We start from the raw sequence: 23,844 nt of genomic DNA on the forward strand, positions 1-23,844 counted from the left end.
GGGGTATGTCACGGCGACAGCCAAAACCACCATCCGCAACGGTCACCCGGCGTGACAGTAGGGCAAGGTCAGCGGCCGGACGATCCGAGCGGAAACGACCCTCGGGTGGGCTAGACGTAGAGGGCGGTGAACGGGGCCCAGGGCAGGTTACGGACCACCGAGAAGGCGAGCCAGGCGGCGAGGAAGCCGCCGATCAGCTTCGGGCCGATGCGTAGCTCGGGAAGCCGCCAGCCGAACGCCTGCCGACCGGCCCAGGCGACGAAGAGGTACGCCAGGAAGGGCAGCGCGAAGACGAAGAGGAAGTGGTGCCGGGCGGCGGCCGGCAGATCGGCGTGCAGCACGTACCAGAGGGCGCGGGTGCCGCCGCACCCTGGGCAGTCCAGCCCGGTGGTCAGCTTGAGCAGGCAGGTCGGCAGGGCGTCGGGCGCGGAGCGGGTGGGATCGCTGAGCAGCGTGTACCCGATGCCCGCGGCGACACAGCCGACGGCGGCCAACGGCGCCACCCAGCGCGGTGTGCGGGCGTGCATCCGGGTCACGAATCGGGTGAGACGGTCGGACTCGACCACCGGATAGCCGGCCGGGTAACCAGTCGGCCAGTCGCCCTGCGGCGCGGCGCCCGCCGGCCCACCGGACGGGTGACCAGGATCCGGGCGACCATGTGGGTGCTCGCCGTGCAGGTCCGGCTGCGGCTGGGCGTCCGGTCGGTCAACGCTCGTCACGAGCCTCACCGTACACCGGCCACGCCCACCAACGCGGCGGCCAGCGGAGCCGCGAGGTCACCGGCGGCCGGCGGGGCCACCGCGTCCAGGCCGAGCCAGCCGGCCAGGCGGTACAGCTCGGCGGCGAGGGCGATCGCCGTCTCCCCCGGGTCGACGCCCGGCTCCGCCCACACGGCCGGCACCAGCAGCACCCCGGCCTTGCGGTCCGCCTTCAGGTCGACCCGGGCGGTGAAGCGCTCGCCCTGACGGAACGGCAGCACGTAGTAGCCGTACACGCGTTGTGGTGCGGGCACGTAGATCTCGATGCGGTATTTGAAGCCGAACAGCCGCTCGGTGCGGGCGCGTTCCCAGACCAGCGGGTCGAACGGGCTCACCAGGCCGTCGCCGCGTACCCAGCGGGGTAGCCGGGCCTCGGCGTGCAACCAGGCGCGCTGACGCCACCCCTGCACCGTGACCGGCCGCAGCTCTCCCGCCTCGACCAGCTCGGCGATGGCCTGCCGCGCACCGGCCACCGGCAGCCGGAAGTAGTCGCGCAGCTCCGGCTCCGCGGCCACCCCGAGCGACCGGGCCCCGACGCCCACCAGGGTGCGGTACGCCTGCGCGTCGGTCGGCGTCGGCGCGTCCAGGACCTCGGCCGGCAGCACCCGTTCCGGCAGGTCGTAGCGGCGGGCGAAGGAGCCGGTGCGCTGGGCGGCGCACACCTCGCCGGCCCAGAATAGGTATTCCAGGGCCTGCTTCACCGCCGACCAGTTCCACCCCCAGTTGCCGGTCTGACGGGGCGCGTCGTGCTCGATCTCGGCCACCGTCAGCGGCCCACGGGCAGCCACCTCGTCGCGCACCCAGGCGACCAGGGCGGGCTGCTCGGCGACGATGCGGCGCATCCCGCCCCAGGCGTCGGAGCGTGCCCGGGCCATCCGCCAGCGCAGCGCCGGATGCAGGACGACCGGTACCAACGACGCCTCGTGGCCCCAGTACTCGAACAACTCACGGGGCCGCCGGTAGGCGGCCGTGTCGAGCAGGTCGGTGGGGTAGGGCCCGAGCCGACTGTAGAGCGGCAGGTAGTGCGCCCGTTGCAGGACGTTCACCGAATCCATCTGGATCAACCCGACCCGGTCGAGCACCCGACGCAGGTGCCGACGGGTGGGCGCCCCGGTGGGCGCCGGATCGGCGAAGCCCTGTGCGGCCAACGCGACGCGGCGGGCCTGGGCGGGCGAGAGCGATTCCGGTGCGGCCATCGCAGGCAGGCTACGACAGGCGTACGACATCGGTGCGGACACTGGACCTGCCCGCCCCGGCGGCCTAGAACTGGTTCCATGCCCAGTATCCGCCGTGAGCAGCCCGCCGACGCCGAGGCGGTGGCCCGGGTGCATGTGCGCGGCTGGCAGGCCGGCTACGCCGGGATCATGCCGGACGAGGTGCTGAACCGGCTCAACCCGGCCGCCTGGGCGCAGCGCCGCCGGGCCCTCGGCACCGCCGACCCGGATCACCCGTTCACCACCCTGCTCGCCGAGGAGGACGGCGCGCTCGTCGGGTTCGCCACCTTCGGGCCGTACCGCAACAACCAGGATCGCGGCGACCTCGACCCGGCGTACGGCGAGGTGGTGAGCCTGTACGTCACGCCCGAGAACTGGGGCGACGGCACCGCTCAGGCCCTGTTCGCGGCGGCCCGGGCGGGCCTGCGCGAGTCCGGCTGGACGGAGTACCGGCTCTGGGTGCTGGCGGACAACGACCGGGCCCGCCGGTTCTACGCGCGAGCCGGGTTGTCACCGGACGGTGAGCGGTCGACCTATCCGGTGCCGTTGTCCGGCGGGCGACCGGCGATCGGGCTGGTCGAGCTGCGGTACACCGGCCGACTCGACGGCGGCTGAATCCCCCGACGGACGGGGTGGGGCGGGGCGGCGCACCGGCAGGAAGGCAAGCAGCGCCAGGCTGATCCAGACGTAGGTGTTGCCGAACAGGAAACCGTCGAGCCCGGTGAAGTCCTTCTCCCACGCCCAGACGATCCGGCTGGTCAGGAACGCGTACCCGATGGCCGCGCAGGCCAGCAGGACCCGACGTCGCCGACCGCCCGGCGGTGCGGCCATGCCCCGCTCCACCAGCAGCAGCAGGCCCGGCAGCAGCCAGACCAGGTGGTGTACCCAGGTGACCGGGCTGACCAGGCACATCACCGCGCCGGTCAGGGCCAGCCCGGTGGCCTCGTCGCCGACGGACGCCGCGACCCGGCACCGCCACGCCCAGAGCACCAGCGTCGCGGCGACCAGCAGCAGCCAGGCCAGCGTGCTGGGATTCTGCGGGTCGAGCCGGGCCACCACGCCCCGCAGCGACTGGTTGGAGACGAAGGCAAGCTCACCGACCCGCCCGGTGTTCCACAGCGCGCTGGTCCAGAACTCCCGGGACGCGTCCGGGAACAGCGCGGCGGCGACAACTGTCGCGGCGGCCGCGGTACCGGACGCGGTCACCGCCGCGCGCCAGCGTCGGGTCACCAGCAGGTAGACGATGAAGATGCCCGGGGTCAGCTTGATCGCGGTGGCCAGGCCGATGCCGATCCCGGCCCACCTGCTGCCGCCCGGCAGCAGCCGGAGCAGATCCACCGCCACCAGAAAGAGCAGCAGCGTGTTGACCTGACCGAAGTTGATCGTCTCGCGCATCGGTTCGAGGGCGGCGACCAGACACAGCGCCAACGCGAAGGCGAACCAGCGGGTCCAGCCGGCACGCCGGGCGACCGGATCCAGCAGCCACCAGATCAGCACCGCGGTGGTCACCACGCCGGAGGCCACGCTCACCACGATCGCCGCGTGCCAGGACAGGTACGCCATCGGCAGCATCACCAGGGCGGCGAACGGTGGGTAGGTGAAGCCGTACTGGGTGCCGGGCTTGAGGTAGTCGTAGATCTCGCCGCCGTCGTGCACCCACCAGACCAGAGCGCCCCGGTAGACCTGCAGGTCGAAGAAGCCGTGCCGAACGGCCGCCACGGACAGGAACCCGGCCACCACGACGGCGAGCACGATCACCGCGGCGACCTGTCCGACCGTCCGCCTGGCACCCTGCGCCACCGTCGCCTCCCTCGCCCTGCGTAGGCTGTCGTGCCATGAGTCTCGGTTACGTCCGCCCGGCGCGTCCGGAGGACGCCGCCGAGATCGCCCGCATCCAGCTCGCCACCTGGCGGGTCGCCTACCGGCGACTGCTGCCCCGGGACGTGCTGGACAGCCTCGACGAGGCGTCGCTTGCCGAACGCTGGGACGCCTCGGTGCGCCAGCCGCCCAGCGGCACCCACCGGGTGCTGGTCGCCGTCGAACAGGCCGAGCAATCGTATCTGGTGGGCTTCGCCGCCTCCGGCCCGGCCGACGCCGAGGCGCTGGCCCCGAACGAACCGGCCGACGCGCTCGGTGCCGACGTGGTGGCGGTGACCGACCTGCTCGTCGAGCCCCGCTGGGGCCGGCGCGGGCACGGTTCCCGGCTGCTCGCCGCCAGCGTCGACCTGTGGCGGGAGTCCGGCTTCGACCGGGCGGTGGCGTGGGTGTTCGAGGGCGACGAGGCGTCCCGGAAGTTCCTCACCACCGCCGGCTGGGAGCCCGACGGCGCGGGCCGCGCACTGGACGTCGACGACATGCTGGTCCCCCAGTTGCGCCTGCACGTCGCCGTCCCCACCGAACCGCCCCAGGCGGGCTGACCGGCCCGTCCGGCCCGCCTCGGCCGCGCTCAGTCGAGCAGGGCGTCCAGGCCGAGGGTCAGGCCCGGCCGGTTCCGCACCGCGCGTACCGCGAGCAGCACGCCGGGCATGAACGAGACCCGGTCGTACGAGTCGTGCCGGACGGTGAGCGTCTCGCCCGTGGTGCCGAAGAGCACCTCCTGATGGGCGACCAGTCCGGTGGCCCGCACGGCGTGCACCCGCACCCCGTCGACGTCGGCGCCCCGGGCACCGGCGATCTCGTCCTTGGTGGCGTCCGGCACCGGACCGAGACCGGCCTCGGCGCGGGCCGCCGCGACCAGGCGCGCGGTGTGCATGGCGGTACCGCTGGGCGCGTCGAGCTTGCGTGGATGATGCTGCTCGACGATCTCGACCGACTCGAAGTAGCGGGCGGCGCGGGCGGCGAACTGCATCATCAGCACCGCGCCGAGACCGAAGTTGGGGGCGATCACCACACCCACGTCGGGCCGGCCGGCCAGCCAGCCACGTACCTTCTCGATCCGCTGCTCGGTGAAGCCGGTGGTGCCGACCACCGCGTGAATGCCATGGTCGATGCACCAGTGCAGGTTGTCCATGACGACATCGGGGGTGGTGAAGTCGACGAGCACCTCCGCACCGGCCTCGGCAACGTTCGCCAACCAGTCGTCCTGGTCGACCGTCGCCACCAGCTTCAGGTCGGCGGCTGCCTCGACGGCCCGGCACACCTCGGCACCCATCCGGCCACCGGCACCGAGCACGCCAACCTTTATCGACCCGGGCGTGCTCTTCTCCTGCGCGTCAGTCACGCGGCACAACCTATCCCAACGGGGTGGGGTCGCGTCGCGTGATCCACTCTGTTCCGGGTGGGCAGGTCCACCGGGGGCGGACCGCCGCCGGAACGCTCCCGCTCCGCGCAGGGCGCGTCCTGCGGCTTGATCAGCCGGTGAACTGCCGGCCGGCGAACGGACCGACGACCGCGAGGGACATCGGCCGGCTCAGCAGCTCGGCGGCGAGGGAGTTGACGTCGTCGAGGGTGACCTCGTCGACCCGGTCGAGCAGCTCGTTGACCGGCACCAGGTCCCCGTAGAGCAACTCCCCCTTGGCCAGCCGGCTCATCCGGGAGCCGGTGTCCTCCAGGCCGAGCACGAAGGACCCCTTGCTCATCCCCTTGCCCCGGGCCAGCTCCGCGTCGGTGATGCCGTGCGTGGCGGTACGCGCCAACTCGGCCCGGGTCAGCTCCAGCACCTCGTCGACCCGGCTCGGGGCGCAGCCGGCGTAGACGCCGAACAGGCCGCTGTCGGCGTACTGGCTGGCATAGGAGTAGACGGAGTAGGCGAGGCCACGGCGCTCCCGGATCTCCTGGAAGAGCCGGCTGGACATGCCCCCGCCGAGGACGTTGTTCAGCACGCCGAGGGCGAAGCGGCGCTCGTCGAGCCGGTCGATGCCCGGGCAGCCCAGCACGATGTGCGCCTGCTCGGTCTCCTTCTCCTCCAGCACCGTGGCGGCGGCCCGGGTGCGTACGCCCGGAGTGGCCGGCCGTTGCGGCGCGGGCGCCGCCGGATCGGTGTCCAGCGGGGTGCCCCGCAACGCCTGGCGGACCAGCCGCACCACGGCGGTGTGGTCCAGGTTGCCGGCGGCGGCGATGACGATCTGGGGCGCGACGTAGCGTCGTCGGTAGAAGCTCTGGATCTGCCGGCGGGTCATCGGGGTGACGGTGTCGGTGGTGCCGGAGATCAGCCGGCCCAGCGGATGGTCACCGTAGACGACCTGGGCGAACAGGTCGTGCACCTCGTCGCCGGGTTCGTCGTCGTGCATGGCGATCTCTTCGAGGATCACGCCACGCTCGGTCTCCACGTCGGCCGGTTCCAGCACCGAGTCGGCGACCAGGTCGCACATGACATCGATGGCCAGGGGCAGGTCCTCGTCCAGCACCCGGGCGTAGTAGCAGGTGTATTCCTTCGTGGTGAAGGCGTTCGTCTCGCCGCCCACGGACTCGATCGCCGAGGAGATCTCCATCGCGTTCCGCTTGTGGGTGCCCTTGAACAGCAGGTGTTCCAGGAAATGGGCGGCACCGGCCTGCGGACCGGTCTCGTCCCGCGAACCGACCGCCACCCAGATGCCGAACGAGACGCTGCGCATGGCCGGGATCGCCTCGGTCAGCACCCGCAGCCCGTTCGGCAGCACCGTGCGGCGCACGGTGCCGCCCAGCCGATCGTCGCTCAGGGTCCGGGTCACCGCCCGGGTCGACGCACCGGCGGCCCGCGCGGTAGCGGTGGCCTGCCGGCCGGCGCGCGGCGTCGGCCCCGGTCGAGCCCCGAGGAAAGACGAATGCCGGGTCCGGGTCACGGCCACCTGCTTCCAGTACGACGACGGGTGGATGAGTTGACGAACGAACCGGCCGGGCGACGGTGTCGCCCGGCCGGTCAGTGGTTCACGTGTCAGCTGTGCCGGGTGCGGCGTCGGGGACGGTTGTCGCCGCCACCCTCGCCGCCCTCGCCACGCTCGGGGCCACGACCGCCCCGGTCGCCACCGCGCTCGCGGTCGCCCCGGTCCCGCGGACCCCGGTCGCCACCCCGGTCCCGGCCGGCCGGCCGCTCCTCGCCGGCTGCGGCGGCCGGCGCCTCGGCGCCCTCCGGGCGGACCTTGTCCAGGTAGATCTTGCCGCGCTGGTCGATGTCGGCGATCTCGACCTCGACCCGGTCACCGACGTTGAGAAAGTCCTCGACCTTCTCGACCCGCTTGCCGTCGCCCACCTTGGAGATGTGCAGCAGGCCGTCGCGGCCCGGGAGCAGCGAGACGAACGCGCCGAACGGAGCGGTCTTCACCACCGTGCCGAGGAAGCGGTCGCCGACCTTGGGCAGGGTCGGGTTGGCGATCGCGTTGATCCGCTCGACCGCGGCCTGCGCCGACGGACCGTTGGTCGCGCCGACGTAGATGGTGCCGTCGTCCTCGATGGAGATCTCGGCGCCGGTCTCGTCCTGGATGGCGTTGATGGTCTGACCCTTCGGGCCGATCACCATGCCGATCTTGTCGACCGGGATCTTGACCGTGGTCACCCGCGGCGCGTAGTCGGACATCTCGGCCGGTGCCTCGATCGCCCGCTGCATCACGTCGAGGATGGTCTGCCGCGCCTCGTGGGCCTGCTGCAGCGCGGCGGCCAACACGTCCGACGGGATGCCGTCGAGCTTGGTGTCGAGCTGCAACGCGGTGACGAAGTCGCGGGTGCCGGCGACCTTGAAGTCCATGTCGCCGAAGGCGTCCTCGGCACCGAGGATGTCGGTCAGCGTGACGTACTGGGTCTTGCCGTCGACCTCGTCGGAGATGAGGCCCATCGCGATGCCGGCGACCGGCGCCTTCAGCGGCACACCGGCGCTGAGCAGGCCCAGCGTCGAGGCGCAGACCGAGCCCATCGAGGTGGAGCCGTTGGAGCCGAGGGCCTCGGAGACCTGCCGGATGGCGTACGGGAACTCCTCCCGCGAGGGCAGCACCGGGATCAACGCCCGCTCCGCGAGGGCCCCGTGCCCGATCTCGCGACGCTTCGGCGAGCCGACCCGGCCGGTCTCACCGGTGGAGTACGGCGGAAAGTTGTAGTTGTGCATGTAGCGCTTGGACTTCTCCGGGGAGAGGGTGTCCAGCGCCTGCTCCATGCGCAGCATGTTGAGCGTGGTGACACCGAGGATCTGGGTCTCGCCGCGCTCGAACAGCGCCGAGCCGTGCACCCGGGGCAGCACGCCCACCTCGGCGCTCAGCGGACGGATGTCGCGCGGGCCCCGACCGTCGATGCGGACCTGCTCGCGCAACACCCGGCTGCGCACCTCGGACTTGGTCAGCGAACGGAACGCGGCGGAGAGTTCCTTCTCCCGACCCTCGAAGCGGGAGCCGAGTTCCTCGTGCACCCGCAGCTTGATCGCGTCCAGGGCCTCCTCGCGGTCCGCCTTGCCGGCGATCTGCAGGGCCTCGGCGACGTCGGCGCGGGCCAGTTCGGCGACCGCGTCGTACGCGTCGTCCTGGTAGTCCAGGAAGACCGGGAACTCGGCGACCGGCTTGGCGGCCACCTCGGCCAGCTCGCTCTGCGCCCGGCACAGCTCGCGGATGGCGGGCTTGGCGGCCTCCAGACCGCTGGCCACGACCTCCTCGGTCGGTGCGGGTGCCCCGCCGGCGACCAGCTTCACGGTGTGCTCGGTGGCCTCCGCCTCGACCATCATGATCGCGACGTCGCCGTCAGGCAGTGCCCGGCCGGCCACCACCATGTCGAAGGTCGCCCGGGCCAGCTCCTCGTGGGTCGGGAAGGCGATCCACTGGCCGTCCACGTGGGCCATCCGGGTCGCCCCGATCGGGCCGGAGAACGGCAGGCCGGAGAGCTTGGTCGACATCGACGCGGCGTTGATCGCGACCACGTCGTACGGGTGCTGCGGGTCGAGCGCGAGGATGGTCTCGACGACCTGGACCTCGTTGCGCAGGCCCTTGACGAACGACGGGCGCAGCGGCCGGTCGATCAGGCGGCAGGTGAGGATGGCGTCCTCGCTGGGCCGGCCCTCGCGGCGGAAGAACGAGCCGGGAATGCGGCCCGCGGCGTACATCCGCTCCTCGACGTCGACGGTCAGCGGGAAGAAGTCGAACTGCTCCTTCGGCTGCTTGCCGGCGGTGGTGGCGGAGAGGACGACCGTCTCGCCGAGCTGGGCCGTGACGGACCCGGCGGCCTGTCGGGCCAGCCGGCCGGTCGAGAAGGTGATCTCACGGGTGCCGAACGACCCGTTGTCGATCACGGCGGTGCGGGTTTCGGTGCCGAGTTTGGTCTCGGTCATGCTGCTTCAATGCTCCTTCGCATCGGGGGCCACGACGCGGGAGCTGTGCGGACGGCCGGTCTTCGATCGAAGCGCCCGGGACCACCGGCGGGATGCCAGGGTGCCCGGAGGCCACTACCGGAGACCGGTACGCCGACACTCCCTTGTCTGGGTGGTCGTGGCCCGTTTCTCGGTTGGGACGCCGACGGGGGAGTGACCTGGTGGGCCACTCCCCCGTCACGTCACCGGCGCAGGCCGAGCCGCTCGATGAGCGCCCGGTAGCGATTGATGTCCTTCTTCTGAACGTAGTTGAGCAACCGGCGGCGACGGCCGACCAGCAGCAGCAGCCCACGGCGGCTGTGGTGGTCGTGCTTGTGCACCTTCAGGTGCTCGGTGAGATCGGCGATCCGCTTGGTGAGGACCGCGACCTGCACCTCGGGCGACCCGGTGTCACCCTCGGCGGTCGCGTACTCCTCGCGGATCTTGGCCTTTGCCTGCTGGTCGAGCGCCATGTTCTCCCTGTTCTGGTGGGTTGTCTCGATGCGGTCCGTCGGGCCGGGCTACGGCACCGGTGACGGACGGTCCTCGCACCCGCGGCGTCGAGCAGGCAGGTGAGGCCCCACGTCGGTCAGCCGACGTCTCAGCCAGCCTACCAGCACCCAACCGACCCGGCCGGTAAGGGCCACGGGCGGGTCGGTGACCGGTCAGCCCAACACCCGGCGGGTCCGCTCGACGTCCTCGGCGATCTGGGCGATCAGCGGCTCGATCGAATCGAAGCGGGTCTGCCCGCGCAGATGCGCCACGAAGTCCAGCGACAGCCGTTCGCCGTAGAGGTCGCCGTCGAAGTCCAGCGCGTACGCCTCGACCCGGCGCTCCCGGCCGGAGAAGGTCGGGTTCGTACCGATCGACACGGCGGCGGCCAGCGGCTGTCGCCGTCCCCGACGGATCATCCGGGCGGCGTAGACGCCGTCGGCCGGGACGGCCGCGTACCGGTGACAGAGCAGGTTCGCGGTCGGATAGCCGAGTTCCCGCCCACGCTGGTCACCGCGGACCACCACACCCTCCAGCCGGTGCGGGCGACCCAGCGCGTCGGCGGCGGCGGTCACGTCACCCGCGTCGACGCAGGATCTGATGTACGTCGAGGAGAAGACCGTGCCCGCCACGGCGACCAGCGGAGCCCCCTCGACGGCGAACCCGAACGTGCGACCGAGCCGCTCCAGCAGCGCCACGTCGCCGGCGGCCCGGTGGCCGAACCGGAAGTTCTCCCCCACCACCACGAGCGCGGCGTGCAGGTGCTCGACCAGCACGTCGTGCACGAACGCCTCGGCCGACAACCGGGAAACCTCGGGCGTGAACGGAATCACACAGAGCACGTCCGCCCCGAGGGCCTCGATCAGCTCCGCCTTGCGGGACGGCTCGGTCAGCACCGCCGGATGGGAACCCGGCCGCACGACCTCGGCCGGGTGCGGGTCGAAGGTGACCACCACCGACTGCACGCCGAGTTCCCGGGCGCGGGCCACGGCATGGCCGATCGTCGCCTGATGCCCCTTGTGCACACCGTCGAAGACGCCGATGGTGACGACCGACCGTCCCCAGCCACCAGGCACCGCGTTGTACCCCCGCCACCGCTGCATGCTGCTCCTCCGCTGTCGTTGGCCCCGACCGCCGGCGGTCGGCTGTCGGGCACCCGGCGTCAGGCCGGGGCGAGCACGATCTCCGCGCGGGCCCGGCCGGCCCGCTCGCTGACGATAGCGATCAGCCCGCCGGTCGGATCGAAGACCGCGTACGACCCGGTGTGGCCGACCGGGTCGAGCGGACCGCCGTGGGAGAGCACCTTCGCCTCCTCGGCGGTGGCGTCCCGGCGGGGGAAGAACCGGTCGGCGGCGGCCGCGAGCGGCAACCCCACCACGTCCGGCGCACGACTCTCCAGCTCGTCGAGGGTGGCGGCCTCCGCCAGGGTGAACCCACCCACGGCGGTACGCCGCAGCGCGGTCAGGTGGCCGCCGACCCCGAGGGCCAGGCCCGCGTCCCGGGCGATCGCCCGGATGTACGTCCCGGTCGAGCAGGCCACCTCCACGTCGACGTCGACCACGTCCGGCCGATCACGTCGGATCGCCAGCACGTCGAGCCGGGAGACGGTGACCCGCCGGGCCGGCAGGTCGACGCTCTCCCCCGCGCGGACCCGCTTGTACGCCCGCTGCCCGTTGATTTTGATGGCGCTCACCGCGCTCGGCACCTGGTCGATCTCCCCGGTCATCCCGGCCAGCACGCCCCGGACGGCCTCGTCGGTGAGCATCCCGGCGGGCGTGGTGGCGATCACGTCGCCCTCCGCGTCGTCGGTGACGGTGGCCTGGCCCAGCCGGACGGTCGCCGCGTAGCTCTTGTCCGCACCGATCACGTAGGTCAGCAGCCGGGTGGCCCGTCCCACCCCGATCACCAGCACCCCGGTGGCCATCGGATCGAGCGTGCCACCGTGACCGACGCGCCGGGTCCGAGCCAGCCGGCGGATCCGGGCGACCACGTCGTGCGAGGTCATGCCGCCGGACTTGTCCACCACGATCAGGCCGTCTGTGCTCACGGCGTGCAAGCCTGCCAGATCGGCGCGCCGGCCCGAGCACCGGACAGCCGCCGGAAAACCGGATGATCGGGCTTGGACTCCCCTGACACGATGGACCCATCGGCGACGGTGAGTGCCGCGCCGGCAGGCCACGGGGAGAACGAGATGACCACGGACCGCAGTCCCGATCGAACGCGCCGGCCCGACGAAAGGGTCCGCATGCGTACGCCCGAGCAGCCCAGCGCGCTGCCGGACTGGATGCTGAATCCGCCACCGGCGAGACGCACGCTGGGCACCCGCCTCGCCGAGAGCGTGGCCGCGCTGCCCGGTGCCGGGGCGGTCCGGCGCCGCTGGTGGGCCTGGCAGCGACGGCAGCCCCTGCGTCAGCGCTACCCCAACACCATGAAGATCATCGCGTTGCTCGTCTCCTTCGTGGCGAGCCTGGCGCTGTTGCTCGTCATCTACGCGCTGTACGGAAAGGTCTTATCAGGCGGGTAGACGCTCCTCGCCGATCACCGCCCAGGCACCGCTGCGCAATCGCAGCAGCAGCCCGATCAGGCGGATCACGGTGAACAGCATCAGTCCGGCCCAGATGCCACCAAGCCCGAGATCGAGGGCGTACGCCAGCCAGATCGCCGGCAGGAATCCGCCGAGCGCACCGCCCACGGTGAGGTTGCGCAGATAGCGGATGTCACCCGCCCCGATCAGCACGCCGTCGAGGGCGAACACCACCCCGGCCAGCGGCAGCATCGCGGCGAACCAGGGCCAGGCCACCAGCGCCTGTTCGTGGACCGCCCGATCGGGAGTGAACCAGGTGGGCACCACGGTGGCACCGGCCGCGGCGAGCACGGCGAACGCCGTACCGCAGATCGCGCCCAGCCGGCCGATCCGGCGGGCCAGCGCCCGGGCCGTCGCATCGTCACCACCGCCGAGCGCCGCCCCGACCAGCGCCTGCGCGGCGATGGCCAGCGCGTCGAGCACCAGCGCCGCGAAGAACCAGAGTTGTACGGCGATCTGGTGGGCGCCGACCGTCGCGGCACCGAACCGGGCGGCCACGGCCGTGGCGGACAGGAAGCTGGCCTGGAAGGCCACCCCGCGGATCAGCAGGTCCCGGCTGAGCACCAGTTGCTGGCCGATGATCCGGGGACGCGGGCGCAGCGCCACCCGCTCGGCCACCAGGGCTGCGGCGAAGAGCGCGCCGGAGAGGGTCTGCGCGATCACGTTCGCCACTGCTGAGCCGACCAGCCCCAGGCCGACCGGGTAGACCAGCACCGGACAGAGCACTGCGGAGAGCACATTGGGGCCGACCACGAAGAGCAGCGGGCGGCGAGTGTCCTGCACACCCCGCAGCCAGCCGTTACCGGCGGCGGCGAGCAGCAGCCCGGGGGCACCGAACGCGGCGACACGCAGCCACTCGGCGGCGCCGACGGCCACCTCACCACCGCCGGCCAGGGCACCCGCCAGGGCACCACCGCCGAACTGCATGCCGACGACGACGGCCAGCCCCACGCCAAGGGCCGACCAGGAGGACTGGACCCCCTCGGCCACCGCGGCGGCGCGGTCCCCGGCACCGAACCGGCGGGCCGCGCGACCGGTCGTGCCGTACGCGACCACGGTCCCCAGCCAGGCGGTGAGGGTCATCACGGTGCCGCCCACGGCCACCGCCGCCAGCGGCACCCGGCCCAGGTGACCGACGACCGCGGTGTCGACGAGCACGTAGAGCGGCTCGGCGGCGAGCACCACCAGGGCGGGCAGGGCGAGCGCGGCGATCCGGCGCGGCGACGCGACCCGGTCGGTGGCAGTGGTCGGCTGACTCATCGCCGCCGATGGTGACACGCGAGGTGTAAGGGCAGCAAGGCTGCTTACCACTTACCCCTGGCGATCGTCACGCGGGGACGGTGCCGGTCCGGCTCAACGACGCGGAAGGACGAACGGACCGGCGGTGACGTGGTACGCGTGGGCGGCGGGACGTCACCGCCGGTCGAACACCGTCACTGACGGGTGTCCATGGAGGTCTGCAGGGCGCGGCGGGCCTGCTCACGGGCCTCGTCAGTGGTCTCGGGCTTGGGCTTGGCGGCCATGGTGAAACCCCTTCCAGGGCACGCGTCCACCGAACGCGGCGGCGCGTCACGGGCAGTGCTACGACTGTCGCCCGAAAGCCGGTACCGGGGTCGCCGGAGCGGCGGATGGGCGGCCTGGTGGCCCGGGTCGGTGAACCCTGGAGTGGAGCGGCACCGGATATGGCTCCGCCCCTGACCTGCGCCGAAAGCGGCACCAGCCGCTTCCCAAGTTATCGTTCAGGTCCACATGGTGCGCCCTGTTCCCGCAATCTGGACGGGTCGATATTCCGTCAACGAGCCAGGAAGTGCCAGCCGATCCACCACCAGAAGCCGAGCAGCCCGATCCGGCCCACCGGCACCGGACCGACCTCGTACCGCATGACGTACGCACAGAGTTCGCCGAGGGTCGGAAGCTTCGAGCCCTCCCGTCGGGCCAGCCACTCGACCAGCCCGAACAGCGCCATCCCGAGCAGGAAACCGCCGATCGCCAACGCCCGCATCATCGCCGAACCAGCCCCCAGAACGCCGACAGCCACACCAACCAGGCCGCGGAACGGACCAGGCGGTCCTCCAGCAGCGGGTCGGCCAGCAGCGAGAAGGTGGGGAAGTCGTCACCGGCCGCCGCGATGAAAGTGACGCCCTCGAAGATCCCGAAGACCACCACCGGCAGCGCCCACCAGACCGCGCCGAGTGGCAACCGCTCGGGCGCCGGACGGGCCTGCACGCGCTTGGTCAGGCCGAGCCAGATCAGCACCCCACCGGCACCGAACACATAGACGTTCGCCTCGGTCGAAAAAGACGTGAAGCGGCCGCCCACCAGGGAGAGAGCGACAAGCACCGGTACGCAGACGACCGGCCGCTCCCAGCTGCGAGGGGCCTCGACGGTGAGATCGTGGGGCTGCTCCATCACCCGATTCTCCCCGCCCTGTCCAGGTGCCGAAGCGCCGACGCCCCGGAGCTGACCCTGAAATCACCCCTGCTGGTCGGTGCCGCTCCTCGGGCCCTACGCCCGCAACTGGCTCCTGATCTGCTCGATGACCTCGTCCACGGTGCCCCGACCGGTGAAGCCGGCGGCCAACCGGTGCCCACCGCCGCCGAGCGCAACGGCCACCCGACTCACGTCCGCCGCCCCCTTGCTGCGCAGGGAGACCGCCCAGACGGCCGGCGCGGTCTGCTTGATCACACAGCTCACGTCGGCCTCGGCGGTGCAGCGCACCGGATCGATGAGCGCCTCCAGCACGTACGGCCGCTGCTCGTGGCGGGCCAGGTCGTCCAGGGTCGCGTACGTCCAGACCAGGCCCTGCCCGCCGGCCTCGTCGGGCTCCAGCCGGGCTCGCCCGAGCACCTCGCCGAAGAGCCGCACCGCGCCGAACGGCCGGCTGTCGAACACCCGCCGCGAGATGTCACCCGGACGGATACCGGTCGCCAACAGCCGGGCCGCCATCTCGTGCACCGCCGGGGTGGTCGCGTCGAACCGGAATGATCCGGTGTCGGTGCTCAGCGCCACGTACAGACACTCGGCGATGCCGGCGTCCAGCGGCACGCCGAGGCGGTCCAGGAGCTGCTCGGCGAGCACGGAGGTCGCCGCCGCCGCCGGGTCGACCAGGTTCACGTCGCCGAAGCCGCAGTTCGAGGCGTGGTGGTCGAGCACCAGCGCGGTGGCCTTCCCGGTCAACCGGTCGGCCAGCTCACCGAGGCGCGACTCACTCGCCGCGTCGAAGCAGATGACCAGGTCCGGCTCGGGTACCACCTCGGCCTCCGGCACCAGCAGCTCCAGACCGGGCAGACCGGACAGCGGCTCGGGCACCTCCGGCGGGCCGGGAAAGGTGGCCTGCAATCGGTGTACGCCGAGTCGCCGCAGCCCGAGCGCGAAGCCGAGCATGCTGCCCAGCGCGTCGCCGTCCGGGTTGACGTGGCAGATCAGCAGCACCCGAGCGTCGGCGGGCAGCTGGCGGATCGCGGTCACCGCAGCGGTCCAGTCGGCCTCGGTCGGCCCGGCGGACACCGGCGCGGAGAGATTCGACTCGCCCGGTTCGACCGGGCCGTGCGGACCGGCGGCGGGCGTCACCGGGGCCGGCCGGCCGTCGGCGGCCCGGCCGGTGCCGGGCTGCCGCCGCACGGCGGGATCCGGCTCGGTCACGGCACCACCGGAGGGAGCGGTCACCGACGATCCCCGCCCCGGGCATCGTCAACGGTCCCGCCGGGCTCGTCCTCGTCGTCGGCGCCGTCCTCGTCCTCGTCCTCGTCGAGGCGGTAGGGCTGTGCCTCACCGGCGTACTCGGCCCTCGCCGCCAGGCGCTGCACCTCGGCGTCGGCGTTGCGGGCCGCGGCGAGCAGGTCGTCGATGTGCTTGACCTGATCCTGGACGTCGTCCAAGACGAAGGTCAGCGTCGGCGAGTGGCGCAGCCCGAGCGCCTTGCCGACCGTGCTGCGCAGCATGCCCTTGGCGCTGTCCAGCGCGGCGGCGGTGCCCGCCTGGGCCGCCGCGTCGCCGAGCACGGTGTAGAAGACCGTGGCGTCCCGCAGGTCGGCGGTAATCCGGGCGTCGGTGATGGTGATCATGCCGAGTCGGGGATCCTTGATCTGACTCCGCACCACCGACGCGACCAGTTCGCGTACCCGCTCCGCGTGCCGGCGCACCTTGGCCGCATCCGTCATCTCCGCCACCTCCACGGCGTCCGCTACCGGCCGGGACCGGCGACGCCGGCGTCACCGGAGCCCGCACCGACCCCAACACTCGAACCCTACCCGCGCCGTCCGCCCCGGCGTGCGGGGCGGCGGCCAACGGCTCAGTCGTCGTCGCCGTGCAACCGGCGGCGCACCGACAGCAGTTCGACCTCCGGACGACTCGCGACCAGCCGCTCGCACGAGTCGAGCACCTCGCGGCCGTGTGCCGCCTCGGCGGCGACCACCGCCACGCCGATCTCCGCTCGTCCGTGCAGGTCGAGCGCCCCCACCTCGGCTGCCGACACGTCGAACCGGCGGAGCGCCGCGACGATCGGCCGTACGTACGATCTCTTGGCCTTCAGCGACCGGGAGTCGCCCGGTAGCAGCAGGTCGAATACTGCGGTTGCGGTGTACATCGTCTGGGGACACTACTCGCACCCCACCCCGCATGATCAAGGGGTTTACGCCGGCCGGCGTAAACCCCTTGACCAGTGCGTCACCGCAGGATCAGGCGCGAACCTTCTCCCGCATCTCGAAGGTCTCGATCACGTCGCCGACCTGGACGTTGTTGTAACCGCCCAGAGTCAGACCACACTCGAAGCCCTCCCGGACCTCCGTCGCGTCGTCCTTGAACCGCTTGAGCGAGCTGATCGTGAGGTTGTCCGCCACGACCGTGCCGTCGCGCAGCAGGCGCGCCTTCGCGTTCCGCCGGATGACACCCGACCGGACGATGCAACCGGAGATGTTGCCGATCTTGGACGAGCGGAACACGTCGCGGATCTCCGCAGTGCCGAGCTCGGCCTCCTCGTACTCCGGCTTGAGCAGGCCCTTGAGCGCCGCCTCGATCTCCTCGATGGCCTGGTAGATGACGGTGTAGTACCGGATCTCCACGCCCTCGCGGTCGGCCATCTCGCGGACCTTGTTGGAGGCCCGCACGTTGAAGCCGATGATCGTGACCGGCTCGGACGAGGCACTCGCGAGCATGATGTTGCTCTCGGTTATCGAGCCGACGCCCCGGTCGAGGACCTTGAGCTGAACCTCCTCGGGAATGTCGAGGTTGAACAGCGCGTCCTCCAGGGCCTCCACCGAACCGGAGACGTCGCCCTTGAGGATGAGGTTGAGCGACGTCTTCTCGCCCTCCTTGAGCTGCTCCATGAGCGTCTCAAGGGTGGCCCGGCCACGGGAGTTGGCGAACGCCGCCGCCCGCCGACGGGCCTGCCGCTGCTCGGCGATCTGCCGCACCGTGCGGTCGTCCGCCGCAGCGAGGAAGGTGTCGCCCGCCCCCGGCACCGCAGTCAGACCGAGGACCATGACCGGACGCGCCGGACCCGCCTCGGTGAGCTGGTTGCCGTTCTCGTCGAGCATCGCCCGGACCCGGCCGTGCGCCCCACCGGCGACGATCGAGTCGCCGGCCCGCAGGGTGCCCTTCTGCACCAGCACCGTCGCGACCGCACCACGGCCCTTGTCCAGGTGCGCCTCGATGGCCACACCCTGCGCCGGCCCGTCGGTCGGAGCGGTCAGCTCCAGCGACGCGTCGGCGGTGAGCAGCACCGCTTCGAGCAGTTCCTCGATGCCGGTGCCGGGCTTCGCGGCCACGTTGACGAACATGGTCTCGCCGCCGTACTCCTCGGCGACCAGGCCGTACTCGGTCAGCTGCTGGCGGACCTTGTCCGGGTTCGCCTCCGGCTTGTCGACCTTGTTGACCGCGACCACGATCGGCACCTCGGCCGCCTTGGCGTGGTTCAACGCCTCGATGGTCTGCGGCATGACACCGTCGTCGGCCGCGACCACCAGGATCACGATGTCCGTCACCTGGGCACCACGGGCACGCATGGCGGTGAACGCCTCGTGGCCCGGGGTGTCGATGAAGGTCACCGCACGGTCCTCGCCCTCGTGCGGCACGTGGACCTGGTAGGCACCGATGTGCTGGGTGATGCCTCCGGCCTCACCGGCGACGACGTTCGCCTTACGGATCGCGTCGAGCAGCTTGGTCTTACCGTGGTCGACGTGACCCATGACGGTCACCACCGGCGCCCGGCTGACCAGGCGGTCCTCCGCGACCTCGGCGTCGAGGTCGATGTTGAACTGCGCGAGCAGCTCGCGGTCCTCGTCCTCCGGGCTGACGATCTGCACGTTGAAGCCGAGGTGCTCGCCCAGCAGCAGCAGCGTGTCGTCGGAGCACGACTGGGTCGCCGTGACCATCTCGCCCAGGTTGAACATCTCCTGGACCAGCGAACCCGGGTTGGCATTGATCTTGTCGGCGAAGTCCGACAACGAGGCGCCACGGGAGAGCCGTACCGTCTGCCCCTGACCCCGGGGAGCACCCGAGCTCATGGTCGGAGCCGACAGGTTGTCGAACTCCTGTCTGCGCTGCTTCTTGGACTTGCGACCACGGGTCGGCTTGCCACCCGGACGCCCGAAGGCACCCGCGGCGCCGCCGCCACGGCCACGGCCGCCGCCACCGGGACGACCACCGCCACCGGCCGGCGCACCCGGGCGGTAGCCACCGCCACCGCCACCGGGACCGCCACGGTAGCCACCGCCACCGCCGCCGCCACCGGGACCGCCACGGTAGCCACCGCCACCGCCGCCGCCGGGACCGCCACGGTAGCCACCGCCACCGCCGCCGCCACCCGGACGACCGGCGCCGCCACCGGAACGACCGGCACCCGGACCACCGGGACGACCCGGACGCTGGCTCGGCATCGAGGCCGGGCTGGGTCGGGGCGGCATCGAGGCCGGGCTGGGCCGCGGCGGCATCGAGGCCGGGCTGGGCCGGGACCCACCACCACCAGCGGCCGGTGGCCGCTGCTGCTGGCTGCCCTGGATACCGAACGGGTTGTTACCGGCGCCGCGCGCCGGCGGGCGACCCTGCCGGCCGCCCGGACCCGGGTTGGTGGCACCGGGTCGACCCGCGGCCGGAGAACCCGGGCGGGGCGGCATCGTGCCGGGACCGGGTCGGGGACCCGGACGGGCACCACCGTCGGCCGGGGGCTCCCGGCGGACGTTCTCCCGCTGTTGCTGGCGGGCGGCCTGGGCGGCCTTGACCGCGGCCTCCTGCTCAGCCTTCAACGCGGCGGCACGCGCCTCGGCGGCGGCCACCTCGATGTCGTGAGCACTCGCCGGCTTGGCGACCGGGGCCGCCGCTGGCGGCGGACCGGGCACCGGGCCCTTCGGCTTCGGCCCGGGCACCGCCGGACGCCGAGGCGGCGTCGGCTTGGCGGTGACCCGAGGCTCGCCGGGGGTCGGCGACGGGGTCGGTGCTGCCGCCGTCGGAGCCGGTGCGGCCGGCGGCGCAGCCGCCGGGGCACCGGGGCCACCCGAGGCGACGAACGCGCTGCGCAGCCGTCGGGCGACAGGCGCCTCTACGGTGCTCGACGCGGACTTGACGAACTCGCCCATCTCCTTGAGCTTGGCGAGTACGGTCTTGCTTTCGACCCCGAGCTCTCTTGCAAGCTCGTGTACGCGGGCCTTACCTGCCACTGCACTCCTCACTCCGAGGTCGTGCGGGCAGCACCCGCAGCGACCTCACTCGTGCACTTGAAGCCTGATCATTTCTGGGACTTCATCGTGTGCTCATGTCGGTCGTCCTACCTTGCTAGCGGCCCTCGTCCGGTCGGGTGACCGGACGTGGTGGTTGACGCGTCAGGTACTCCGCGAGGGCCCCGTCATCCGGAACCCCGGCGACGCGCAGCGCGCGCCCGAAGGCACGACGCCGCACTGCCTGCGCGAAGCAGGCCGGATCCGGGTGCATGTTCGCTCCCCGACCCGGCAGTCTGCGGGCCGGATCGGGTCGGAGGCTGAACCCAGCCTCGTCGCCAATCGCGACGATCCGCAGCAATTCACTGGCCGGTGCGCGCCGTCGACAACCCACACAGGTGCGCTCCGGCAGCGCGCGTCGTGCCACTGGTGGAAGTCTACCCCTAGCTACCCGACACCGCTCCGCCCGGTTCCCGGACGTGATCAGCTTCGGATTGCCCGGCGGGCGTGACCGGTTCGGCGTCGGAGCGAATGTCGATCCGCCAACCGGTCAGTCGGGCAGCAAGTCGGGCATTCTGCCCCTCCCGCCCGATCGCGAGCGACAGCTGGAAATCCGGAACCGTCACCCGCGCGGCTCGGTTGGCCAGGTCGACCACCTCGACGCGCAGCGCCTTGGCCGGGGAGAGCGCGTTACCGACGAAGGTCGCCGGATCGTCCGACCAGTCGATGATGTCGATCTTCTCTCCGTGGAGCTCACTCATCACCGCCCGGACCCGCTGACCCATCGGACCGATGCAGGCGCCCTTGGCGTTGACCCCGGCCGCGGTGGAGCGCACCGCGATCTTCGTACGATGACCCGCCTCGCGGGCGATCGCGCCGATCTCTACCGTGCCGTCGGCGATCTCCGGCACCTCCAGGGCGAAGAGCTTCTTCACCAGGTTCGGGTGCGTACGGGACAACGTGATCTGCGGACCACGCATTCCCTTGGCCACGTGCACCACCACGCAACGGATCCGCTCGCCGTGGGTGTACCGCTCGCCGGGCACCTGCTCCGACTGCGGCAGCACACCCTCCAGCTTGCCCAGGTCGACGGTGACGATGCCCTTCTCGGCCCGCGCCTCGTGCGCCTGCACCACCCCGGTGACCAGGTCACCGTCGCGGCCGACGTACTCACCGAAGTGCACCTCGTCGGTGGCCTCCCGCAGCCGTTGGAGGATCACCTGCTTGGCGGTCATGGCGGCGATCCGGCCGAAGTCGTGCGGGGTGTCGTCCCACTCCCGCTCCACGGTGCCCTCGGCGCCCAGCTCCTGGGCGTAGACAAGTGCCGCGCCGGTCTTCCGGTCGATCTCCACCCGGGCGTGCGTCTGGGCACCCTCGGTGTGCCGGTACGCGGTCAGCAGCGCGGTCTCGATCGCCGCGAGGATCGTGTCGAACGGGATCTCCCGCTCGCGCTCCAGTGCGCGCAGCGCCGCGAGGTCGATGTTCACCTCTCCTCGTCCTCCACATCGTCATCGTCGTCGACGTCTTCTGATTCGGCCAGCTCGTCGAGGCGGGTGAACTCGACCTGCACCCGGCCCGGGCCGAGGTCGGCGTAGACCCACTCCCCGCGGTCCGCGTCGGTCTCCAGCACCACCCGCTCGGCGTCGGCGTCGACCACCCGGCCGGTGACCTGCCGGTCACCCCCGGGCTGCCCGGCCGACGCGCCGCCGCGGACCGTCACCCGGACCAGCCGACCCACGTTGCGCCGCCAGTGTCGGGGCAGGGTCAACGGGCGGTCCACGCCCGGCGAACTGACCTCGAGCTGGTACTCGCCCGCGACGAGGTCACCGCCGCTCTCCTCGGCCGCGTCCAGGGCGGTGGAGACCGCGCGCGACACGTCGGCCACCGCGTCCAGGTCGATGCCGCCGTCGGCGTCGACGATCACCCGCACGACGTGCCGGCGCCCGGCTCGGGCGACGGTGAGATCCTCCAGGTCGTAGCCGGCGGCCTGCACCACGGGCGCGATCACCGAACGCAGCCGCTCGCGGCGGGCGCCGAGGTCACCACGGGAGGTCTGACCCGGGCGTGCAGCCTGGCCACCGCGGGGTCGCCCCGTCGTCCTGGTGGCACGGCCACGCTGCGTCATCCGAAGAACCCTTCCGCTGCTCGCCGACGCCATGCCGGCACGCCACCGGTGCGGACGCGCCGGTGGCTGCGCAGAGCGTAACGCGCCGCCCGGACGACGGCCCGGGCGGCGCACCGAGCGCCACCGCCGGACACCCGTCACGGCGATGGTGTTGACTTGTCCGGTGGCGATGGGCAGAACGACTTGGCAGGACGAATCGTCCGCACTTTCCCGACGCGGCCTGCTACGGGCCGGTGCGCTGCTGGCGCTCGGCGGGGCCGCCGCTCCGCTGACCGGTTGCGGCCTGCTCGACCGCGACGAGCCACCGCCGCAACCCGATCCGCTCGCGCCGCTGCTGGACGAGTCGCTGCGGCTCGCGGCGGGACTACGCGCCGCCGCCACCGCTCACCCCGATCTGGCCGCCCGGCTGCTCCCACTTGCCGAGTCGCACGAGGCGCACGCCGCAGAGCTGGCTGAGCTGACCGGTGCGGCGACCGCCTCCGCCACGCCCACTGTCGTCCCGTCGGGCACGCCGCCGACGGATCGCTCCGGCTCGGCCACGCTGGCCGAGCTGCGGAAGTCCGAACGCGCCGGTCGGGAGTCGGCGATCGGGGCCTGCGCGGCCGCGCCCGCCGAGCGCGTCGCGCTGCTCGGCTCGATCGCCGCCGCCCGCGCGACCCACCTGGAGGCGCTGCGATGAGCGAATCCACCGAGGCGCTCGCCGGCGCCCTGACCGCCGAGTACGCCGCCATCTGGGCCTACGGTCCCGTCGGGGTACGACTGAGCGGCGCCGAACGCAAGGCGGCGGTGGAGGCGGAAGCCGCCCACCGGGCCCGCCGGGACGCCCTGGTGGTGCAGTTGAGCACCGGCGGCGGCAGTGTCCCGCCGGATCGGGCCGGATACGCGTTGCCCTTCCCGGTGACCGACCGGGCCAGCGCGCTGCGCCTCGCCGTGCAGGTGGAGGAGCGTACCGCGGCCTTCTGGCGTGCGGCGCTGCCGGTCAGCTCCGGCGCCGAGCGGGATCGCGCCCTGGCCGCCCTGGTGGAGTACGCGGTACGGGCGACCCGCTGGCGGCGCAGCGCTGGGGTCACCCCGGTGACCGTGCCGTTCCCGGGCCGCCCCGGCTGAATCGGGACCGGCTGACGTACCGGGCGTAGGCGAACTCACGTCCGCGCCGGTTGCGGTCGGCATACCAGGTATGCATACTCCGGTCCATGTCCATCCGCCACGGCCTGCTCGCCCTGCTCGAACGCGGGCAGATGTACGGCTATCAGCTCCGGGCCGCCTTCGAGGAGTCGACCGGCGCCACCTGGCCGCTGAACATCGGGCAGGTCTACACCACCCTGTCGCGGTTGGAGCGAAACGGTCTGGTCAGGTCGCTGCCGGAGAGCGAGGCCGGACAACGTCCGTACGAGATCACCGACGCCGGGCGCGCCGACCTGACCCTGTGGTTCGCCACGCCGATCAGCCGCAGCGACCGCCCACGCGACGAACTGGCGATCAAGCTGGCGCTGGCGTTGACCACCCCCGGCGTGGACGTCCGCGCGGTGGTCCAGACGCAACGGACCGCCACCATGCGTACGTTGCAGGAGCTGACCAGGCTGAAGTACTCCAGCGACCGTCCGGAGGATCTGCCCTGGCGGCTGGTGCTGGACGCGATGGTGTTCCAGGCCGAGGCCGAGGTGCGCTGGCTCGACCACTGCGAGAGCAGCCTGGTCCGGCACCGCCCCCCGGCCGCCAGCCCAGCGCCCCTCTCCGAGGCGGTGGGCCACAGTGGTGAGGAGGCACGACGGTGACCGCACCCGG

Annotated in this window: 24 protein-coding genes and 1 pseudogene; 6 read left to right on the plus strand and 19 right to left on the minus strand. The window is 72.2% G+C overall.

From position 1 onward, the window contains the following. Positions 1-110: 110 nt before the first annotated feature. Positions 111-728 (minus strand): DUF2752 domain-containing protein, encoded by a 618-nt coding sequence (locus AC2CHE_RS10360; RefSeq protein WP_484504685.1) that lies wholly within the window; start codon positions 726-728, stop codon positions 111-113. Then, entirely contained in the window at positions 725-1,954 is a 1,230-nt protein-coding gene (locus AC2CHE_RS10365) for a winged helix-turn-helix domain-containing protein (protein WP_484504686.1), read from the minus strand. Before AC2CHE_RS10365 ends, AC2CHE_RS10360 begins: the two co-directional genes overlap by 4 nt. 78 nt (positions 1,955-2,032) lie before the next feature. On the opposite strand from AC2CHE_RS10365, the gene AC2CHE_RS10370 reads away from it, so the two are divergent. Further along, positions 2,033-2,587 carry a GNAT family N-acetyltransferase gene (locus AC2CHE_RS10370; RefSeq protein ID WP_484504687.1) on the plus strand — a complete coding sequence of 185 codons (555 nt, stop codon included), beginning with the start codon at positions 2,033-2,035 and terminating at the stop codon, positions 2,585-2,587. Here AC2CHE_RS10370 and AC2CHE_RS10375 read toward each other — a convergent pair. Continuing rightward, positions 2,483-3,772 (minus strand): glycosyltransferase family 87 protein, encoded by a 1,290-nt coding sequence (locus AC2CHE_RS10375; protein WP_484504688.1) that lies wholly within the window; start codon positions 3,770-3,772, stop codon positions 2,483-2,485. The genes AC2CHE_RS10370 and AC2CHE_RS10375 overlap by 105 nt on opposite strands. Before the next feature lie 35 nt (positions 3,773-3,807). Here AC2CHE_RS10375 and AC2CHE_RS10380 point away from each other — a divergent pair, with 35 nt between their 5' ends. Continuing rightward, entirely contained in the window at positions 3,808-4,389 is a 582-nt protein-coding gene (locus AC2CHE_RS10380; protein WP_484504689.1) for a GNAT family N-acetyltransferase, read from the plus strand. Between the two features lie 29 nt (positions 4,390-4,418). On the opposite strand, the gene dapB is transcribed toward AC2CHE_RS10380, so the two are convergent. The 6 genes from dapB to truB form a co-directional block, all read right to left on the minus strand. Beyond that, positions 4,419-5,192 (minus strand): 4-hydroxy-tetrahydrodipicolinate reductase, encoded by a 774-nt coding sequence (gene dapB / locus AC2CHE_RS10385; RefSeq protein WP_484504690.1) that lies wholly within the window; start codon positions 5,190-5,192, stop codon positions 4,419-4,421. 130 nt (positions 5,193-5,322) lie between these two features. After that, on the minus strand, positions 5,323-6,621 hold the full coding sequence (locus tag AC2CHE_RS10390; RefSeq protein WP_484504743.1) for a M16 family metallopeptidase: 1,299 nt from the start codon (positions 6,619-6,621) through the stop codon (positions 5,323-5,325). A 203-nt stretch (positions 6,622-6,824) separates the two neighbouring features. After that, a complete protein-coding gene (locus AC2CHE_RS10395; RefSeq protein ID WP_484504691.1) occupies positions 6,825-9,191 on the minus strand; it encodes a polyribonucleotide nucleotidyltransferase in 2,367 nt (788 codons plus the stop codon). Between the two features lie 221 nt (positions 9,192-9,412). Continuing rightward, complete coding sequence (gene rpsO, locus AC2CHE_RS10400) at positions 9,413-9,682, minus strand: 30S ribosomal protein S15 (RefSeq protein WP_484504692.1); 270 nt, start codon at positions 9,680-9,682, stop codon at positions 9,413-9,415. Between the two features lie 192 nt (positions 9,683-9,874). Then, positions 9,875-10,804, minus strand: coding sequence for a bifunctional riboflavin kinase/FAD synthetase (locus tag AC2CHE_RS10405; protein ID WP_484504693.1), 930 nt, complete (start codon positions 10,802-10,804; stop codon positions 9,875-9,877). 59 nt (positions 10,805-10,863) lie between these two features. After that, on the minus strand, positions 10,864-11,748 hold the full coding sequence (gene truB / locus AC2CHE_RS10410) for a tRNA pseudouridine(55) synthase TruB (protein ID WP_484504694.1): 885 nt from the start codon (positions 11,746-11,748) through the stop codon (positions 10,864-10,866). 144 nt (positions 11,749-11,892) lie between these two features. Here truB and AC2CHE_RS10415 point away from each other — a divergent pair, with 144 nt between their 5' ends. Beyond that, positions 11,893-12,225 carry a hypothetical protein gene (locus AC2CHE_RS10415; RefSeq protein ID WP_484504695.1) on the plus strand — a complete coding sequence of 111 codons (333 nt, stop codon included), beginning with the start codon at positions 11,893-11,895 and terminating at the stop codon, positions 12,223-12,225. Here the strand turns inward: AC2CHE_RS10415 and AC2CHE_RS10420 are convergent. The 10 genes and pseudogenes from AC2CHE_RS10420 to rimP form a co-directional block, all read right to left on the minus strand. Continuing rightward, positions 12,214-13,545: an MATE family efflux transporter gene (locus AC2CHE_RS10420; protein WP_484504696.1), complete on the minus strand. Its 1,332-nt coding sequence runs from the start codon at positions 13,543-13,545 to the stop codon at positions 12,214-12,216. The two genes, AC2CHE_RS10415 and AC2CHE_RS10420, sit on opposite strands and share 12 nt — an antisense overlap. Before the next feature lie 532 nt (positions 13,546-14,077). After that, positions 14,078-14,287, minus strand: a complete 210-nt coding sequence (locus AC2CHE_RS10425; RefSeq protein WP_484504744.1) for a DUF6186 family protein — start codon at positions 14,285-14,287, stop codon at positions 14,078-14,080. Then, complete coding sequence (locus AC2CHE_RS10430) at positions 14,287-14,694, minus strand: hypothetical protein (RefSeq protein ID WP_484504697.1); 408 nt, start codon at positions 14,692-14,694, stop codon at positions 14,287-14,289. Before AC2CHE_RS10430 ends, AC2CHE_RS10425 begins: the two co-directional genes overlap by 1 nt. Positions 14,695-14,790: 96 nt before the next feature. After that, entirely contained in the window at positions 14,791-15,792 is a 1,002-nt protein-coding gene (locus tag AC2CHE_RS10435; RefSeq protein WP_484504745.1) for a DHH family phosphoesterase, read from the minus strand. 155 nt (positions 15,793-15,947) lie between these two features. Next, positions 15,948-16,445 carry a 30S ribosome-binding factor RbfA gene (rbfA, locus tag AC2CHE_RS10440; RefSeq protein WP_281566503.1) on the minus strand — a complete coding sequence of 166 codons (498 nt, stop codon included), beginning with the start codon at positions 16,443-16,445 and terminating at the stop codon, positions 15,948-15,950. Between the two features lie 131 nt (positions 16,446-16,576). Further along, positions 16,577-16,870, minus strand: a complete 294-nt coding sequence (locus AC2CHE_RS10445) for a DUF503 domain-containing protein (RefSeq protein ID WP_281566502.1) — start codon at positions 16,868-16,870, stop codon at positions 16,577-16,579. Positions 16,871-16,961: 91 nt separating this feature from the next. Then, positions 16,962-19,937, minus strand: a complete 2,976-nt coding sequence (gene infB, locus AC2CHE_RS10450) for a translation initiation factor IF-2 (RefSeq protein WP_484504698.1) — start codon at positions 19,935-19,937, stop codon at positions 16,962-16,964. Positions 19,938-20,030: 93 nt separating this feature from the next. Further along, positions 20,031-20,361, minus strand: a pseudogene (locus AC2CHE_RS10455) (YlxR family protein). 16 nt (positions 20,362-20,377) lie between these two features. Then, complete coding sequence (nusA, locus tag AC2CHE_RS10460; RefSeq protein WP_484504699.1) at positions 20,378-21,421, minus strand: transcription termination factor NusA; 1,044 nt, start codon at positions 21,419-21,421, stop codon at positions 20,378-20,380. Beyond that, positions 21,418-22,059 carry a ribosome maturation factor RimP gene (gene rimP, locus AC2CHE_RS10465; protein WP_484504700.1) on the minus strand — a complete coding sequence of 214 codons (642 nt, stop codon included), beginning with the start codon at positions 22,057-22,059 and terminating at the stop codon, positions 21,418-21,420. The genes nusA and rimP overlap by 4 nt, the downstream gene beginning before the upstream one ends. Before the next feature lie 220 nt (positions 22,060-22,279). Here rimP and AC2CHE_RS10470 point away from each other — a divergent pair, with 220 nt between their 5' ends. From AC2CHE_RS10470 to AC2CHE_RS10480, 3 genes are all read left to right on the plus strand, one after another. Further along, positions 22,280-22,738, plus strand: coding sequence for a hypothetical protein (locus AC2CHE_RS10470; RefSeq protein WP_484504746.1), 459 nt, complete (start codon positions 22,280-22,282; stop codon positions 22,736-22,738). Next, positions 22,735-23,166, plus strand: coding sequence for a ferritin-like domain-containing protein (locus AC2CHE_RS10475; protein WP_484504701.1), 432 nt, complete (start codon positions 22,735-22,737; stop codon positions 23,164-23,166). Before AC2CHE_RS10470 ends, AC2CHE_RS10475 begins: the two co-directional genes overlap by 4 nt. Before the next feature lie 86 nt (positions 23,167-23,252). After that, positions 23,253-23,834, plus strand: coding sequence for a PadR family transcriptional regulator (locus AC2CHE_RS10480; protein WP_484504702.1), 582 nt, complete (start codon positions 23,253-23,255; stop codon positions 23,832-23,834). Positions 23,835-23,844 lie beyond the last annotated feature (10 nt).

This window comes from Micromonospora sp. ATLC16, assembly GCF_057196645.1.